Here is a 17,544-nt window from a genome sequence, read left to right as displayed (position 1 = left end):
CGAGCCAGCGAGAAGGCTGCCTTTTAGCCTTCCTGACGGATTGGCTGTAGACCTGCGATCCCCTAGGCGCTGGAGCTAGACAAATAAGAGTGACGAATAGATTAACAGGAGTCAATCTTTCTAGGATTGACTCCTTATGCGCTTGAAACAAAGCGATGAGGCCAAACTTATTTAGCTAAATGTCAAAAAAAGGAAGGATGAACACAATGTTTACAGCCATATTTGGATCATTCGAAGCGGGTATCATCTATGCGATTATGGCGCTGGGCGTCTATCTATCCTTTCGTATTCTAGATTTCCCAGATTTAACGGTAGATGGAAGTTTTGTTACAGGAGGCGCGATTGCTGCCGTTATGATTGCAGGGGGAGCGAATCCCTTTTTAGCAACAATAATGGCTTTATTTGCGGGTTTTCTTGCTGGATGTATGACCGGGATCCTACATACTTTTGGAAAAATTAACAATTTGCTTGCCGGTATTTTAATGATGATTGCTCTTTACTCCATTAACTTAAGGATTATGGGGCGTTCCAACATTCCATTATTAAATACGGATACAGCCTTCACGAAAATCGGAGATATTTTCGAAAAATTGGGAATTGATTCAATCCTAAACGGACTGCTTACCGCAGCAGGTTTAGGCGACAGTCTTCCTGAAACATGGGGCATTCTTATTTTCATGCTTATTGTTACCTTTATGATTAAGTTCCTGACCGATTGGTTTTTACAAACGGAAATCGGGCTTGCTGTCAGAGCGACAGGAAATAATCAGCGCATGATTCGTAGTTTTTCAGCCAATACAAATCTTTTGACTGTTCTTGGTTTGGGACTCTCCAATGCTCTAGTAGCTTTTTCCGGAGCATTGATTGCCCAGCAAGGCGGTTTTGCGGATGTCGGAATGGGAATCGGAATGATTATCATCGGGCTAGCATCTGTTATCATTGGCGAAGCATTATTCGGTACTAAAACAATTGCCAGAGCCACACTTGCTGTAATTGGGGGCTCCATTATCTACCGGATTGTAGTTTCAATGGCACTAAGAATTGAATTCCTCGATCCAGGAGATATGAAGTTGATAACCGCAATTATTGTCATTCTTGCTTTGACAACACCTAAGATTATTGAACGTTCAAAAGAGAAAAAGCGGAAAGCTCGCAGAAAAGCAGAAAAACTGGGCGTAATGCAAGCATCTGTAGAGCGGAAGGGTGAAAATCATGCTGCAGTTAAATCAGATTCATAAAATTTTCAACGAAGGTTCGCCAGATGAAAAGATTGCCATTGATCATATTAATTTAACTATGAAAAAGGGAGATTTCGTAACAGTTATCGGAAGTAACGGAGCGGGTAAATCAACCCTAATGAATATCATTTCTGGCGGCATACTCCCTGATATTGGCGAAGTTTTTATCGATGGTAAAAATGTGACCACAATGTCCGAGTATAAACGTGCAAAAATGATTGGCCGCGTCTTCCAGGATCCGATGGCCGGTACAGCACCGAGCATGACAATTGAAGAGAATCTTGCAATGGCATATTCCCGGAATAAAACAAGATCCCTTAGGAGGGGTGTTACAAAAAAACGCCGCGATTATTTCCGGGAGGTTTTAGAGTCGCTTCATCTTGGACTGGAAAATCGCCTCAGTGCAAAGGTCGGGCTCCTGTCAGGCGGAGAACGTCAAGCCTTATCATTATTAATGGCAACGTTCACAGAGCCTTCCATTCTCCTTTTGGATGAACATACCGCTGCCCTTGATCCATCTCGTGCTGAGTTAATTTCGAATTTGACAAAGGAAATCGTCGATAAGTATAAGCTTACTACCTTAATGGTTACCCATAATATGCAGCAGGCGATCGACCTCGGGAACCGCTTGATTATGATGGATAAAGGTCAAATAATTTTAGAAGTAAACGAGGAACAAAAGAAAGGTCTAACTATCGAAGGATTACTCGAGGAATTCAAAAGAATCCGCGGCGTTCAAATGGCAAGCGACCGGGCCGTCCTCTCATAAAAAATTTTTTGACTGGAAATACGGACAATATTTTATTGAAATACATTTTCCAACACCTAAATAGTAGAAACATACCGCTGTCTGGTATGTTTTTTTTTATCTTAAAAAAATTTGTGTTTAATGCCCCAAAGCGTTATTGCTTTGCACTCTATTCTTGAGGGAATAGGCGGCCCCTTTTTACAATGTATTTATAGTGTGTTTAAAAATGATAAGGGGGTTTAAAGCATGAAAGAAAAGATATCGAGAGCAGAGCGGATAGTCGAAGATTTTTTTCCCGTCCGGGACGTGGATTATATAGAAATTTATACAGGGAATGCCAAGCAGGCGAGCCATTATTTTTGTACTGCGTTTGGGTTTCGGCCGATTGCTTATTCCGGGCTTGAAACAGGAAATCGTGAAAACGTTTCCTATGTATTGAAACAGGGAAATATTCGACTCGTTCTTACCGGATCCTACACCGAAAATACCCGGACAGCCCAATTTGTTAAGAAACATGGTGACGGTGTAAAGGATGTGGCCCTGCTTGTTGACGACGTGACAAAGGCTTTTGAGGAGGCAGTAAAGAGAGGAGCTATTGCAATTGCCGCTCCATTTGAAATGAAAGATGAAAACGGTATCGTGAAAAAAGCCGTTCTCGGTACTTACGGCGATACCATTCATACGCTTATAGAACGGAAAAATTATCAAGGTGCCTTTTTGCCGGGGTATAAGTCTTATTCAAATCTGCCGGCAGAGGAAACAGGCTTAATTGGGTTTGACCATGTTGTTGGCAATGTTGAAAGTATGGAGGAATGGGTTGAGTACTATTCCAAGGTGATGGGCTTTAAGGAAATGAAGCATTTTACTGACAAGGATATTACAACCGAATATTCGGCACTCATGTCAAAAGTGATGCATAACGGCGGCAGAATCAAATTCCCAATTAATGAACCTGCTGAGGGTAAGCGCAAGTCGCAAATCCAGGAATACCTAGAATTCTATAATGGCCCGGGGGTTCAGCATCTGGCCATTTTAACTGAGGATATCGTTTCAACTGTAACGGCGTTAAAGAAAAATGGTGTGGAATTCCTATCTACACCAGGAGCCTATTATGATTCATTAGCAGAGAGGATTGGAAAGATTGATGAAGAGATTGGAAAACTACGTGAATTGAATATTTTAGTAGATCGCGATGATGAGGGATATTTGCTGCAAATCTTCACAAAGCCGATTGTCGACCGGCCAACCCTGTTTATTGAAATCATCCAGCGTAAAGGGGCAAGGGGCTTTGGTGAGGGAAACTTTAAGGCCCTATTTGAATCTATTGAACGTGAGCAGGAGAAAAGAGGAAATTTATAAAAATAGATAATTAGCTGTTTTTAAAGGGCGAGGTGAACGGATGTATTACCGTCAAATGGGGAAGCTGCCCCGCAAGCGGCATACAATGTTTAAAAAAGAGGATGGAAGTCTTTATAGAGAGCAAGTTATGGGTACCAGGGGGTTTTCCGGCACTCAATCAATTCTTTACCATCAATACATGCCGACAGAGGTTGTAAAAGCGGAACTAAAGGGGTGTTATCTGCCTGAATATGAAGAACAGCAAACGCTTAAGCATCGGCATTTTTTTACAAATAAAATTAATAGGCGCGGAGATTTCTTAAAGGGAAGAGAATACCTTTTGGGAAATCAAGATCTGTTAATCGGGACGGCAGCTGTCACAGAAAGGTTAAACAGTTTTTATCGAAATGGTGACGGCGATGAGATGCTGTTTATTCATAGCGGCACAGGAAAGCTGGAGACGATGTTTGGGACGTTATCGTACGGACCAGGTGATTACCTAATCATCCCGATTGGAACAATATACAGATTGATTCCCAAAGAGGGTGAACCAACAAAAATACTGTTTGTTGAAGCATTTAGTCAAATCACAACACCTCGGCGTTATCGGAACGAATTCGGGCAGCTGCTGGAGCATAGTCCGTTTTGCGAACGGGACATCCGCGGGCCGGAAGGGTTAGAAACCTATAATCAACTAGGGGAATTTGAGGTTTTAACCAAGTCACGCGGGGCCATCCATTCGCATATTATTGGCCATCATCCGCTTGATGTGGCAGGCTGGGACGGTTATTTGTACCCGTTTGCCTTTAATATAGAAGACTTTGAACCAATTACAGGAAGGATTCATCAACCGCCGCCGGTTCATCAAACATTTGAAGGAAACAACTTTGTTGTTTGCTCATTTGTCCCCCGTCTTTACGATTATCATCCTGAGGCCATCCCGGCACCATATTATCATAGCAATGTAAACAGTGACGAGCTTCTCTATTATGTAAAGGGAAATTTTATGAGCCGTAAAGGTATCCAGGAGGGATCAATAACCCTGCACCCAAGCGGAATTCCACATGGGCCTCACCCGGGGAAAACGGAGGCGAGCATTGGGAAGAAAGAGACACTTGAATTGGCTGTTATGATTGATACTTTTCACCCACTAAAGGTTGTAAAAAATGCTCATGAATATGAGGACCCTGCCTATATGTATTCCTGGTACGAAAGGAAAGAATAGAATGGTTGAAGCAATCCAACATTAAGGTTGGGTTGTTTTTTCATTTAAAGAGGATTATTTTTAAAAAAATGGTATGCTTTAGATAGAGGTTTTTGGCGAGAGGTGAAATTAATGAAATTGGAAGCTATATTAGCAAAATTAAAGGCGCATACTCCAGAAATACTAGGGAGCAAGAAATTTTCAAAATATGCAGTTATGGTGCCGCTTGTATTAAAAGGTGATGAGGTTCATGTGTTATTTGAGGTTCGGTCTCTTCAGTTAAAAAGACAGCCAGGTGAGATCTGTTTTCCCGGCGGCAAGATTGATTCCGATGACGTGGACGCTGAAGCTGCTGCCCTCCGTGAGACAAATGAGGAACTCGGGATTGACAGAGTAGAGATATCAAAAGTCTATCCCCTTGATTACATGGTTTCGCCCTTTGGCATGATTATATATCCTTATGCAGGGTTCATAAAAAATCCGGAAAAGGTAAACCCAAATCCAACTGAAGTTGGAGAAGTTTTTACTGTGCCGTTGTCTTTCTTTTTTGAAAAAGAGCCGGAAATTTATCAAATTGAATTTAAAATGGAACCGGAGAAAAATTTTCCGTTTGATTTAATTGTTGGCGGTGAGAATTATAATTGGCGGGCACGAGGGATGGAGGAATATTTCTATCTTTACGAAGATAAAGTCATCTGGGGATTAACAGCTAGAATCCTTGCCCATTTTATTGAGCTAATCCGCGGAGCATAAGTTTACCCTAAGGCAGTGTGTTTATCTTAAAAATATACTGTTTTTTTGGGCAAATAAGTAAGTATAAATTTCCCCTAATTTTTATACTTTTTTAACGCGTAATTTCAACTGCGCCCCATGAAACGTCCTAATGGACTCGCCAATCGGCGAGTTTTTATTTATCCGATATTTCTAAATGTCCACCTGGAATGAACAATTGTACACGTATTACGGAAAAAACACTTGAATAATTTCAAAATTGTAATAAAATTAAGTTTATATTTTTAAAAATTAGGAGATGTCAGAATGAAGGTCGTTAAGTTTGGGGGCTCCTCTTTAGCTTCAGGAAAACAACTTGAAAAGGTATTCCAAATCGTCATGTCAGATCCGGAACGCAAAGTGGTTGTTGTATCAGCACCGGGTAAGCGGAACCCGGAAGATATAAAAGTAACTGATTTATTAATAACATGTGCTGAAAAATCGTTGGCAGACAGTAATCCTGAAGAAGAAATTAACACCGTTCTAGAAAGATATCGAGGTATTGCAGAGGAGCTTTCGCTTCCAGGCGAAATCATTGCAGATATCGAAGATGATTTATTTGCAAGATTAAACGGTGACAAGGATAAGCCTGATCGTTACATAGACAGGTTAAAAGCCGCTGGCGAAGATAATAATGCCAAATTAGTGGCAGCATTTTTCCGCAAGCGTGAAGTGGAGGCCTATTATGTCGATCCGAAAGAGGCAGGGCTGGTTGTAAGCCCAGAACCGGGAAATGCTCAGGCACTGCCTGAAGCTTATGAACGCTTATTTGCACTCCGGAATCAGCCAGGCATTTTAATTTTCCCAGGATTCTTTGGCTACAGTGAAGAAGGAGAAGTCTTTACGTTTTCGCGAAGCGGCTCGGATATTACTGGTTCCATTCTCGCCAATGCTTTAAAGTCTGATTTGTATGAGAACTTTACGGATGTGGATGCCGTTTATTCCGTTAACCCTTATATTGTTGAAAAACCAAAGGAAATAAAGGAATTAACCTACCGAGAAATGCGGGAGCTTTCCTATGCAGGTTTTAGTGTATTGCATGATGAGGCGCTTGTGCCGGCCTTCCGCGCGGGAATTCCGGTTCATGTCAAGAACACTAATAATCCAAGTGCCCCAGGTACGAGGATTGTGGCTGAGCGGGAAAACACCAACGGGCCTGCAGTCGGGATTGCCAGTGATAAGGGCTTTTGCAGCATTTATGTGAGCAAATACTTAATGAACCGTGAAGTGGGCTTTGGACGTAAACTTCTCGGGATTTTAGAAGACTTCGGATTATCATATGAGCATACGCCGTCGGGGATTGATGATATTTCCGTGATTTTACGAGAAAACCAGTTTGACGGTGAAATGGAAAAGGAAATTCTGCAGCGAATTAAAACAGAACTACACGCAGATGAAGTAAAGCTTGTTCATGGACTTTCTTTGATCATGGTAGTTGGAGAGGGAATGCGCCGAAATGTAGGCACTATTGCCAGAGCCTCGAAAGCCTTGGCCAAAGCCAAGGTTAATATCGAAATGATTAATCAGGGTTCATCCGAAGTTAGCATGATGTTCGGTGTTAAGTCAGTTGACGAAAAAATAGCGGTAAAGGCGATTTATGAAGAGTTTTTTACAGCAGTGACCGTTTAAGATTAAAGCAGCCTTATTTGATTAGGGCTGCTTTTATTTTCTCTTGTTAAGTTTAATCTTTGTCCTTATCCCAGACCATATCGCAATCATTAATCCGCCAAGGGTGTCGGCAATCAGGTCCGTCATCGTATCTTTATTTCCACCGCCTTGCAGGGTCATCCCTAAAAACTGGTCACAGCTAAATTCATAAATCTCCCATAGCACACCCCCAAGAACGGCAAATGATAACGTAAATAAAAACACAAACCATGGAGAAATATCTTCACCGGCTGACCTGTGAATCAGCCGTTCATACAAGGCGATGCCGGCAAAAGCTAAAATTGCCCCGCTGACCAAATGCATAAAGCTGTCCCACCAGCCAAGCCCATACCAGCCGCGGATGGACCCTAAATATTGTGAGCCAATTAAAAAAATTAAATAAGAAATGACAATGGGCAGATTAAATTGGAGCTTTGTAAATACCGCCAAGAAAAGCGGGATTGCTCCGCAGACGATACCGCCTATAGCTACAGTTGATTTAAAAGATTGCCCTTGATAATGATAATAGTAAGCTAAAATTGCCATGAAAATTACGTACAACCCGCTTAATAAAATGACAAATTTTCGATTCATATATGCCACCCTAACCTACAAAGTCTGTTTTCCTAACTTTTGCATAAACAGCCACGAGGGTCCCCCCTGCAAGACCGAATAGCAAATCAATCATTGTATCCTTATTGCCGCCTCTTTGCATCGTGTGCGTAAAGGTAATATCCCCTAAAAACTCGTAAATCTCCCATAGTGCACTTGCCAAGACTGATAATGAGAGGACAAACAGAAAGAGAATCCAGGACGAGACCTCATTTTTTATGTTTGCTCTTATCATATTCTTAAATAAGGCAATTCCTACAATCCCCACATACACGCCTTTATAAAAATGAAGGGTGGAGTCCCACCATTTGTGATGTAAATAAAAACTTGAGATGGAGCCTAAATATAACGAGCAAAATAAAAAGAAATAATAACCTATGATTAGTGGGATGTTGAATGGATTGTTTTTAAAGCGCAATAAAAAAAGTGGAAGGGCACTGACCAAAATTCCTCCAAGGGCTACCTGCCAACGGGATGAGTCCCCCTTCATGATGTATATAATAAATAGGACAGCCATAAATAAAATAAAAATCGCACTTAAAACACCAAGAACCTTTCGCCACATAATTGCACCTCAGTACAAGAGTCCTGCCTGATATTATGCCCAGTATGCTCCGATTTTACCCGAGTATGTATCCGGCACTCGCCAACATCTTATTAAAAAGGTATAGTAATACTGGAAAAGATAACTTATATGAATAACTTTGTGGAGGCTTCTTATGCAAAGGGCACAAATACCGACATATGAACGAATCGCCATCGATTTGGCCAATCGAATTTATGATGGAGAATTTAAAGTTGGGGATAAGATTCATGGAAGATCGACATTGGCAAGTGATTACAAGGTATCCCCGGAAACAGTCAGGAGGGCCATTAAGATTTTGGAGGATGTGGAAATTGTCCAGTCCACAAAAGGAAGCGGCATTGTCATCTCATCCCGTGAAAATGCTTTTAAATATATTTCACGTTTTTCGAATCTGGCTAGTATCAAGGAATTAGAAAAACAAATGAATACACTTATGTTGGAAAGAAATAAGCTGGATGACCAATTGTTTGATACGCTCCGAAAAATATTGGATTATTCAGGAAAGCTTCGTCATACGAATCCGCTTGCACCGATTGAAGTCGAAATTCTTCCTAACTGCAGCCATATCGGCAAGACTATTTCGGATTTGAAATTTTGGCAAAACACCGGCGGCACGGTAATTGGGATCAAAAGAAAAGGAGGTCTCGTGATCTCTCCAGGACCGTACGCGCTCATTCTAGAAGGGGATGTATTGCTCGTTATTGGAAGCGAGGAAACCTACGACAGGCTGGTTCATTTTATACAGGAATAAATGAAAACTTGCCGATTGGAGAGTCCATTAGGACGGTTCATGAGGTGCAGCTGCATTATTATTTTTTATTAGCTAAAAAAGGAGGCGGCATAAATGTCCGCCTCCTTAATTCTTGATTTAATCCACTAATCCTTCTTTTTCTAAAAATTCTTTGGCAACTTTTGCCGGGGATTCTTTTAGACTATCAACCTTGTAATTTAGTTCCCTCATTTTATCTTCAGTTATCTTTCCGGCAAGGCTGTTAAGAACATCTTTTAGTTCAGGATGTTCTTTTAAAGTTTCCTCCTTGATGATTGGAACTGCATAGTAAGGAGGGAAGAAGTTCTTATCATCCTTTAACACTTTTAGCTTAAAGGCTTCAATTAAGCCATCAGTTGAGAATGCATCAATAACGTCGCTTTTGTGGTTGTCGAGTGCTGTATAACGCAGGCCGCCGTCAACGGCTTTAACATCTTTAAATTGCATATTATACGTTTTGGAAAGGCCAATTAGTCCGTCTTCCCGATTTGGGAACTCGATGGTCGGACCCATGATTAATTCGTTGCTGACTTTAGCCAAATCAGAGATGGTTTTCAGTCCGTATCGATCAGCGGTATCCTGACGGATGGCCAATGCGTAGGTGTTATTAAAACCAAGCGGCTTTAATAATCTAATCCCATATTTTTTGTTAAATTCATTTTGAACATAATCATAAACCTGATCAGGATTATTCTGTGGCGGCTGCTTTAAAATATTGACAAGTCCTGTTCCGGTATACTCAACATATACATCGATATCACCGCTGTTAAGGGCGCTGAAGGTAACCTGAGAACCGCCAAGATTAAGCTTTCTTTCAACTTCTAAATCGGTTTTATTTTCGATTAGATCCGCAAGCATATTACCAAGAATTAGCTGTTCACTGAAATTCTTTGAACCAATAACAATTTTTTCACCGGCCTGGGCCTTTGAATAAACTGTAAAAACACCGGCGATAACCAAAAGTACACTTGCAAAGGACAGAATAATTTTTTTGGTTGTTTTCCCAGTTTTTGATGCGGAAGATTGTTTTGTCTTATAAGATAGGGAAGTCTCAAGCTTTCCGACAATAAAGTCGATTAATAATGCAAGAATACAGGCCGGAATCGCACCAGCCAATATCATGGCATTATCGACCGTTTGCACACCTGAGAAGACAAGATAACCCAATCCGCCTGCTCCGACAAAGGCTGCAATCGTCATTAACCCAACAGCCGTAACGGCTGAAATTCTGATACCCGCCATAATCATCGGGAAGGCCAGCGGCAGCTGCACCTTTCTCATTGTTTGACCCTTGGTCAGACCGATACCTTTGGCGGCTTCCAGAATGTCTCGATCAATATTGGTTAATCCCGTATAGGTATTTTTGACAATTGGCAGAAGGGAGTACAATACCACCATTACAATAGCAGGGGTACTGCCGATGCCGATAAATGGAATAAGAAATCCGAGCAAGGCCAGACTTGGCACCGCCTGAATGACATTTGTAGTGCCAATGATTGGTTTAGAAAGCTTTGGCTCTCTGGAAATCAATATTCCTAGTGGAATTCCAATAACGGTAGCAATCAGAACAGACATGACACTTAAATATATATGCTGCCCTAAAAGTTCAAGGAGTTGGTTATAGTTATTACTTGCATAGTTCCATAATTCACCCATTAAAAGGCCACCTCCATATCGATTAATTGGCTGCTAAGTGCAGATAAAATACTGCTTCTCGTAATAAGACCTGTTAATTGTCCGGTACTGTTAATAACAGGAACGTAACCAATCTTATGTTCATTCATGGTTTCGAGAACGGAAATCAAATTGGCATCCTGTGATACTGACAAGACATTCTTCTCCATGACGGATTCAATTTCGGAGTTGCGGTTTAGTAATTGAATTCCTTTCAAGGTCACCAATCCGATAAGGCGGTTATTTTTGTCAGTAACCAATAAACTGTCGACTTTGTGTTCCTTCATGATTTCAATTGCCTGCAGGACGTTCCGTTTGGCAGTAATTTTAACAGGATTCGGAATCATGATGTCCTCGGCCATTAACAATTCAGGATTATTCCATACCCTGCGTTTGCCGATAAAATCGGAAACAAAATCATTAGCAGGATTTTTTAAGATGTTTTCTGGCGTGTCATACTGAAGAATATCGCCATCTTTTAAAATACAAATCTTGTCAGCTATTTTTATGGCCTCATCCATATCATGGGTGACAAAGATAATTGTTTTGTTTAATTCCTTTTGCATTTGGAAAAGTTCATCCTGAAGTGATGATCGTGTGACGGGATCGAGTGCACTGAATGGTTCATCCATTAAGATAATGTCGGAGTTTGTGGAGAAGGCTCTTGCTACGCCAATTCGCTGCTGCTGGCCACCGCTTAATTCCTTTGGATAACGGTGCAGATATTCTTTGGGATCTAACCCTACTATTTCAAGTAACTCGTTAGTTTTCTTCTCAATGGCAGCAGGGTGTTCGCCCTTCAGTTTAGGAATCAACTCCAAGTTTTCCTTAATGGTCATATGTGGGAACAAACCCGTATTTTGAATGACATAGCCAATATTCCGCCGCAGCTCAATCGGATTCACGGTGGAAATGTCAGAGCCATCTACCAAAATCTGACCTGAGGTTGGCTGTATCAGCTTATTTATCATTTTTAGCAGGGTTGTCTTTCCGCATCCGCTTGGACCGATAAAAACAACAAGCTGCCCCGCTTCAATTTTTATTGAAAAAGAATTAATAACTGTTTTGGATCGATATTTTTTTATAATATTCTTAAACTCTATCAATCTCATACCCTCCTTTTTGGAATGCAACAACTTAATCATAACATATAAGTTGTTGGTTGTCGAATTCTCTCTAAATTTGTCCAATAGATACGCAAAAATCCTAATGGCATCGTTATTGTTATTCTTTTTCAATTAATAGTGATAAAATAGAGAGAAAAATGAAAATTCTTAATATAGAGGAGAATGTCAATTGAGCTTTGTTCGTGAAAAATTCAGTGCGAAGTTTTTTCTTTTCCTCGTGACTAGCATTCTATTAATTCATATTCCGTTTATGGGGAATTATTTTCGGGTGATAAATACATTAATTCATGAGTCCGGACATGCATTCGTGGCTTTAATGGGCGGTAATGTGGAAAGAATTTCGTTATTTATGAATTCTGAAGGTGCCACGTATAGTAATCAGTCAACTTGGATTGGCAGTTTTTTTACCAGTTTGGCGGGTTATATATTTGCATCATTTTCAGCCTTTCTCTTCTTTTTATTACTTGGATGGAAAAAACAGATATTATTGATCGACATCATCCTGGGATTCATTTTTATTAACCTCCTATTTTGGGTACGAAATCCATATGGAATCTTTTGGCTCTGTTCATTTGCAGCGGGGTTCCTGTTTCTGCTCATTAAAGGGAGTCAAGGATTTAGAGATCATTTATTGATGCTAATCGCCTCCATATTACTGGTGGATTCAGTTCAAAGTGCATTTGAAATATTTTTTATAAGTTTACGAAGCCCGCAATCTGCGGGAGATGCGGCGAATTTGGCGAATTTGACCATTATTTTTCCCGCCCCATTTTGGGGAGCACTCTTTTTCTTTCAGGCACTCTGGTTTTGTTATTACGGCTTAAAAAAAGGATATTACAAAACTTAAGCTTATACTGGGGAATGGAGCTGGCTCTAATCGGGTCAGCTTTTCTAATGAATAAGAAGATAAAAGCAAAACCAAAATATACGTTATGGAGAAAATATGGGATGGTGTTTGAAATGGTCAAACTTTTTACTGATGTTGATTTAGATGGCCTTGGCAGCGGGGTGTTGGCCAAGCTCGCTTTTGGGGAACAGGCAAAAGTATCCTATTGCTCTTATCGTAATTTAAATCAGAGGGTCAAAGCATTTATAACTAACCAAGAAAATAATAATCAAGAAATGTTCATTACCGATTTAGCTGTTAATGAAGAAATTGAGAAAAAATTAGACGAAAGATTTCAGGCTGGTAAACATATTCGGGTAATTGACCATCATGTGACAGCGTTGCATTTTAATAACTACAAATGGGGCAGTGTCAAAACAGAATATGAATCCGGAAAGAAAACCTGTGCCACATCACTTTTTTACGACTATCTAATTGGGAAGGGAAGACTAGATAAAAGCGAAGCGCTCAATGAATTTGTAGACTTGATCAGGCAGTACGATACATGGGAATGGGATGAAAATAACAATATCAAGGCCAAACGCTTAAATGATTTGTTCCATATTATGAACCGGGAACAGTTTGAAGAGGTAATGATAAAAAGGTTAACGGCGAACAGGGAATCATTTGATTTTACCGAAACAGAAAACATCATTTTGGATATTGAGGAACAAAAAATTAACCGTTATATCCATTCCAAAAGCAGGCAGATGGTCCAAACCTTTGTAGAAGATTATTGTGTAGGAATTGTCCCTGCGGAACAAAACATGTCAGAGCTGGGAAATGCATTAAACACGCAAAATCCTCATTTGGATATGATTGTTCTTCTTAATTTGGGTGGGAAAAAGATCGGCTTTAGGTCCATTCATGATGAAGTTAATGTTGCGGAGTTTGCTAAAAGGTATGGAGGAGGGGGACATCCGAAAGCTTCAGGGGCAGATTTGACCAAGGAGGCCTTTGAAACATTTGTAATAGATGTATTTGATATCTTACCGCTCAAACCGGATGCTGACCGCAATGAATTTAATCTGAAGGAGTCGGAAACAGGGAGCAGTTACCAAAATCATAAAGGGGAGATTTCATATATATTCCCTTCTGGAGACGGGGAGTTTTATGTCTATCATAACGGTGAAAAGGTCCCGCCGATGTTCTCGACCTTTATGGATGCTGAGCGATTTGTTAAAAGAAACTATTCCTCATGGCTGCGGTATGACCGGGAGTACCTTGGTGAACTTGCCAAATACTTAAAGATTTCAGAGCATGAATTAAAGGAAAACTATGCGGAAATTATCAGTAATCGATTGGTGGATATCGTTGGAGGAAAATGAGGGCTGGATCGTCCAGCTCTTTTTTTGTGAAAAGTAAATTATAGGAAAATATGCACAGGAGTATTTTATCATTATTTTGAAATTGTAATTTTGGTGAAAATGAAAAGTAAATTTATAAACATATTCCTGTAATGAAAAAATGATAAAGTTTATAAAAAGGTATTTTTTATACACCAAATGGATAATTTTTATTTTAAGCAAAAGTTAATTTTACAATATTAATATACCTTTTGATTGAATCCATATGATGAGGTGATATTATGGCTAAATCAAAAAGGAGTAAGTATTTTGATAATGCAAAGTTTATCTTAATGTTCTTGGTTGTTTTTGGGCATTTAATCAGCCCGTTAAAGGAGCAAGATGGGATTCTCTTCACGTTGTATACAGTTATTTACTTGTTTCATATGCCAGCGTTTATTTTAATCTCAGGTTATTTTTCTAAGGGATTCCAAAAGAAGGGCTACTTTAAAAAACTGACCATAAAGCTATTAATCCCATATCTCCTTTTTCAGACCATCTATTCTGTGTACTATTATTTGAATGGCAAAGAAGCTGCCTTTCATGTTGATTTTTTTCACCCCCACTGGTCGCTTTGGTTTTTATTAAGTTTATTATTTTGGAACATCTTGCTGATTCCTTTTTCAAGAATGAAATGGCTGGGATTGGTCCTTGCTATTGTTCTCGGAGTGGCCATTGGCTATTTTAATGAAGCAGGCAGCTATTTGAGCTTGTCGAGAACATTTGTCTTTTTTCCATATTTCTTGCTCGGTTACTTATTAAACGAGGGGCATTTAAAAAGGATTTTGAGAGGGAAATATTCATTGCCAACGGCAATGGCCGTTCTGCTGGCCGCTGTCATTTTCTTTGGCCAGTCCTTTCCTCAAGATGCTGTTCCTTGGCTTTTGGGTGACAGTTCCTATGCTGCAATGGGGATAGAACACATTTCAGCCGGAATATACCGGGCTTTGCAATATCTCTTAACACTGCTAATGGTGTTTAGCTTTTTAACCTTTATTCCATCGGCGCAGTTCAAATTTACCGAAATTGGAGAAAGAACGCTTTATATTTATTTGTTCCACGGTTTTCTCATTAAACCGGTTCAATCCGTTTTTCCGGATCAAGGATTTAGTTCCATCTCGGGAGTCTATTTATTTCTCATTGGTTTTTCATTTATTGTCTGCTTGCTCTTGGGAAGCTTTTTGGTTAAAAAATATACAAAACCGCTGGTTGAACCCAAGCTGCCGCTTACAAATACTGGCGGCAAATAGGCTTAAAAGATAAAAAGGCCATTCTTTGCGAATGGCCTTTTTATCTTGCGACTTTCAAGTTGAAATATGGTAATATAGTGCTAAGATCTTCCAAAAATATTTTGGAGGGTTCATTTTTTATATGGGAGGAATTTAATATGAAAAGCTTAACAAAATTTTGCAGGAAGTTTAATCCAAGCATGGGGGCTATCTACTATGAACCATAGTGGTCAGGCCAACAAGCAGGACTTCCTTAGACAGCTAGTTTATATTGAGGAAAATATCAAGGATTTATCCAATCTTTACATTTCCTCGACACCTATTCAGGAGAGATTGAAACATTTTTTCAGCCTTTATGTTTTGGAGTTGGAGGAGATATTAAAACAAAACCAAAAAAATAGCTATATTGCTTCCATTCCAAAGGTTTATATTGGTACAAAGGTTACCGTAATGTATCTCGATGATCAGGAAACAGAGGACTATGTCATTTGCTTTCCGGAGAAGTCTGACCCGGACAATGGCTTTATTTCTTTTCTTTCCCCAGTCGGCAGACAGCTGCTTTTAAGAAATATCGGGGAAGAATTATCGTTGAAAATTCCGACAGGAGAACTTGGGGTCGCCATTAAGAAAATCTCGCACTTTGGGGATCTGCTTGAATTCGATACACAGCAAACAAAAGAGGCTTAAATATGAATGCTTTTGAAAACGTTTTATAAGAGAACGACCGAACGTGTGGGGACCGCGTTCGGTCAGTTAAATTGGCAATCAAAAGCCAAATAGTGAACTAACAAAATTTTTCTTTTTTCTTTTTACCTTACTGTTATCTAAAACTAACGGTTTTTCGTCAGACGCAGGTCCTTTTAAATTTGTTACCTCGGTTTGAAGCTGTACAACCTGTTTCCCCAAGCTGCTCACAAGATTTTGCAGTTCTTCAATCTCCCTGCGATGTTGGAGGAGCTGATAGGAGGCAACAGAATCCGCCTTCGAATGTAAACGAAGCTCTAAATCTTTTACTTTGGCATACAGGTTTTCCAATGTTTCACTGTTTTCGACCGCCTTCACTGTCCCTTTGCGTGGGCTTTTCTTTTCCTTTTCTTGGTTGATATCTTGCAATAAGGTTCCGTTCTGGAGCTGTTCGTGAATTTTTTTAAACAGTTCAATATCCTCATCTTTAAAATGATAGTGGCCACGCTCATTTCGTTCCATCGGCAATTCAAGCTGTTTTACCCAGCGCTGAATCGTGCTGACGGAAACACCTAATAATTTTGCAGCCTCTGCAGTATTCATGATAATCCCTCCATTTTTAAAAATGACCGAAAACCTTGATATCTAACGAAAAGAAACAGTTTTAATGAAGATTCCCGCACCTAAAGTTCAACTCCAAAACTTCCACCATTTTTTTTCCTTTGCCGCGGCAACCTCTCGATAGTTTGCTAGCATTTGTTGAAACGCGGCTTCCCTTTGCTGGACTTCATGACGGTACTGCTCACGGTCATCCATAAGGAATTCACGCTCCTTTGCGATTTCGTCAGCCAAATTGGATATTTCATTATTAGTTTGGTCGATATAATTTGAAAGCTTATCTGAGGTTTCGACAACCTGTTTGGTGAGGGAATAAACTTCATCAGCAGTTTCGAGGGTGACATTCTTGATGTTGGAAGATAGATATCTTAACTTATCTGAGGTATCCTCCGAAGCTTTCGAAATGGTCTCCGACAGTTCCTGAATATGCTCTTTTGTGTTTTCTGAAGATTTATAAATGGAATCCTGCACAGATTTAACGGTTCTAAGTGTTCCGTTTGATATCTCCTTTTTTACCTCAGTTAATATTTCTTTTCGTACAACATTTCTAATTTCCTCTTTAACCTCGTTTAAGAAGTTTTTCTTATAGGCTTCCATCACCTCAAAAAATAAATCAGCATTCGATAAGCTGTTTTCGTTATCAGGGATAGAAGGCTGTTGGGTTATTGGGGTAACCATTTCGAATGTGACTGGTTCCGGGGGAGAAATAAACTCAATTTCAGTGTCAGCGGCAGTTTCTTCAGGCTCTGTATCATGATTGGCGATGGATTGTTTTAGCAGCGCATCCCGAACTGCTTCCTTACCGATCTTTTTAGCAAATAGTTCCTTTACTTCAGTTAGTTGGTTTATCTCAACATCTGTATAAATTCTTGCCCCCTGTTTTGATCTGGAAATATGGAGTATTCCTGTTAATTCCCTCTCCCATTGGCGGATGATGCCAGGTGCAATATTTATTTTTTTGGAAACTTCTTTAAGTGTATAAGACTTCATGAGAATCATTCCTTTCTATTTATCTCGGAAAGAATTTTATGAGTTCAATACTAAGATATTCACCAACCGATATGGTT

Annotated in this window: 17 protein-coding genes; 11 read left to right on the top strand and 6 right to left on the bottom strand. The window is 39.9% G+C overall.

Translation table 11 applies throughout. The features are described 5' to 3' along the window. Positions 1 to 206: 206 nt before the first annotated feature. The 6 genes from ACZ5AE_RS19495 to ACZ5AE_RS19470 all read left to right on the top strand — a co-directional run bounded on the left by ACZ5AE_RS19495 (position 207) and on the right by ACZ5AE_RS19470 (position 6,928). Positions 207 to 1,238 (top strand): ABC transporter permease, encoded by a 1,032-nt coding sequence (locus tag ACZ5AE_RS19495; protein WP_464573673.1) that lies wholly within the window; start codon positions 207 to 209, stop codon positions 1,236 to 1,238. Beyond that, entirely contained in the window at positions 1,213 to 2,007 is a 795-nt protein-coding gene (locus ACZ5AE_RS19490; RefSeq protein WP_464566243.1) for an ABC transporter ATP-binding protein, read from the top strand. The genes ACZ5AE_RS19495 and ACZ5AE_RS19490 overlap by 26 nt, the downstream gene beginning before the upstream one ends. Positions 2,008 to 2,232: 225 nt before the next feature. Further along, entirely contained in the window at positions 2,233 to 3,345 is a 1,113-nt protein-coding gene (gene hppD / locus ACZ5AE_RS19485; protein WP_464566242.1) for a 4-hydroxyphenylpyruvate dioxygenase, read from the top strand. A 40-nt stretch (positions 3,346 to 3,385) separates the two neighbouring features. Next, on the top strand, positions 3,386 to 4,549 hold the full coding sequence (locus ACZ5AE_RS19480) for a homogentisate 1,2-dioxygenase (protein WP_464566241.1): 1,164 nt from the start codon (positions 3,386 to 3,388) through the stop codon (positions 4,547 to 4,549). A gap of 111 nt (positions 4,550 to 4,660) precedes the next feature. Next, complete coding sequence (locus ACZ5AE_RS19475) at positions 4,661 to 5,281, top strand: NUDIX hydrolase (RefSeq protein ID WP_464566240.1); 621 nt, start codon at positions 4,661 to 4,663, stop codon at positions 5,279 to 5,281. A gap of 285 nt (positions 5,282 to 5,566) precedes the next feature. Continuing rightward, positions 5,567 to 6,928, top strand: coding sequence for an aspartate kinase (locus ACZ5AE_RS19470; RefSeq protein ID WP_464566239.1), 1,362 nt, complete (start codon positions 5,567 to 5,569; stop codon positions 6,926 to 6,928). 33 nt (positions 6,929 to 6,961) lie between these two features. On the opposite strand, the gene ACZ5AE_RS19465 is transcribed toward ACZ5AE_RS19470, so the two are convergent. Both ACZ5AE_RS19465 and ACZ5AE_RS19460 read right to left on the bottom strand, forming a co-directional pair. After that, positions 6,962 to 7,540, bottom strand: coding sequence for a DUF2238 domain-containing protein (locus tag ACZ5AE_RS19465; protein ID WP_464566238.1), 579 nt, complete (start codon positions 7,538 to 7,540; stop codon positions 6,962 to 6,964). A 10-nt stretch (positions 7,541 to 7,550) separates the two neighbouring features. Next, on the bottom strand, positions 7,551 to 8,123 hold the full coding sequence (locus tag ACZ5AE_RS19460; RefSeq protein ID WP_464566237.1) for a DUF2238 domain-containing protein: 573 nt from the start codon (positions 8,121 to 8,123) through the stop codon (positions 7,551 to 7,553). A gap of 154 nt (positions 8,124 to 8,277) precedes the next feature. Here ACZ5AE_RS19460 and ACZ5AE_RS19455 point away from each other — a divergent pair, with 154 nt between their 5' ends. Further along, positions 8,278 to 8,895, top strand: a complete 618-nt coding sequence (locus ACZ5AE_RS19455; protein WP_464566236.1) for a GntR family transcriptional regulator — start codon at positions 8,278 to 8,280, stop codon at positions 8,893 to 8,895. Between the two features lie 117 nt (positions 8,896 to 9,012). Here the strand turns inward: ACZ5AE_RS19455 and ACZ5AE_RS19450 are convergent, their stop codons facing one another. Together ACZ5AE_RS19450 and ACZ5AE_RS19445 are read right to left on the bottom strand one after the other, a co-directional pair. Further along, the gene (locus tag ACZ5AE_RS19450; protein WP_464566235.1) at positions 9,013 to 10,569 is read right to left on the bottom strand and encodes an ABC transporter permease/substrate-binding protein; all 1,557 of its coding nucleotides are present in this window, start codon (positions 10,567 to 10,569) and stop codon (positions 9,013 to 9,015) included. Continuing rightward, a complete protein-coding gene (locus ACZ5AE_RS19445; RefSeq protein WP_464566234.1) occupies positions 10,569 to 11,693 on the bottom strand; it encodes an ABC transporter ATP-binding protein in 1,125 nt (374 codons plus the stop codon). Before ACZ5AE_RS19445 ends, ACZ5AE_RS19450 begins: the two co-directional genes overlap by 1 nt. Before the next feature lie 190 nt (positions 11,694 to 11,883). On the opposite strand from ACZ5AE_RS19445, the gene ACZ5AE_RS19440 reads away from it, so the two are divergent. From ACZ5AE_RS19440 to ACZ5AE_RS19425, 4 genes are all read left to right on the top strand, one after another. After that, positions 11,884 to 12,561 (top strand): M50 family metallopeptidase, encoded by a 678-nt coding sequence (locus ACZ5AE_RS19440; protein ID WP_464566233.1) that lies wholly within the window; start codon positions 11,884 to 11,886, stop codon positions 12,559 to 12,561. A gap of 113 nt (positions 12,562 to 12,674) precedes the next feature. Then, positions 12,675 to 13,928, top strand: coding sequence for a DHH family phosphoesterase (locus tag ACZ5AE_RS19435; protein ID WP_464573672.1), 1,254 nt, complete (start codon positions 12,675 to 12,677; stop codon positions 13,926 to 13,928). A gap of 260 nt (positions 13,929 to 14,188) precedes the next feature. Further along, positions 14,189 to 15,196 carry an acyltransferase family protein gene (locus tag ACZ5AE_RS19430; RefSeq protein ID WP_464566232.1) on the top strand — a complete coding sequence of 336 codons (1,008 nt, stop codon included), beginning with the start codon at positions 14,189 to 14,191 and terminating at the stop codon, positions 15,194 to 15,196. Between the two features lie 195 nt (positions 15,197 to 15,391). Beyond that, positions 15,392 to 15,862, top strand: a complete 471-nt coding sequence (locus tag ACZ5AE_RS19425) for a GreA/GreB family elongation factor (protein ID WP_464566231.1) — start codon at positions 15,392 to 15,394, stop codon at positions 15,860 to 15,862. 78 nt (positions 15,863 to 15,940) lie between these two features. Here the strand turns inward: ACZ5AE_RS19425 and ACZ5AE_RS19420 are convergent, their stop codons facing one another. After that, a complete protein-coding gene (locus ACZ5AE_RS19420; RefSeq protein ID WP_464566230.1) occupies positions 15,941 to 16,462 on the bottom strand; it encodes a MerR family transcriptional regulator in 522 nt (173 codons plus the stop codon). A gap of 87 nt (positions 16,463 to 16,549) precedes the next feature. Beyond that, positions 16,550 to 17,467: a MerR family transcriptional regulator gene (locus ACZ5AE_RS19415; protein WP_464566229.1), complete on the bottom strand. Its 918-nt coding sequence runs from the start codon at positions 17,465 to 17,467 to the stop codon at positions 16,550 to 16,552. Positions 17,468 to 17,544: the final 77 nt, after the last annotated feature.

The organism is Neobacillus sp. S1227 (assembly GCF_055385255.1).
This window is presented reverse-complemented; position numbering and strand designations above follow the sequence as displayed.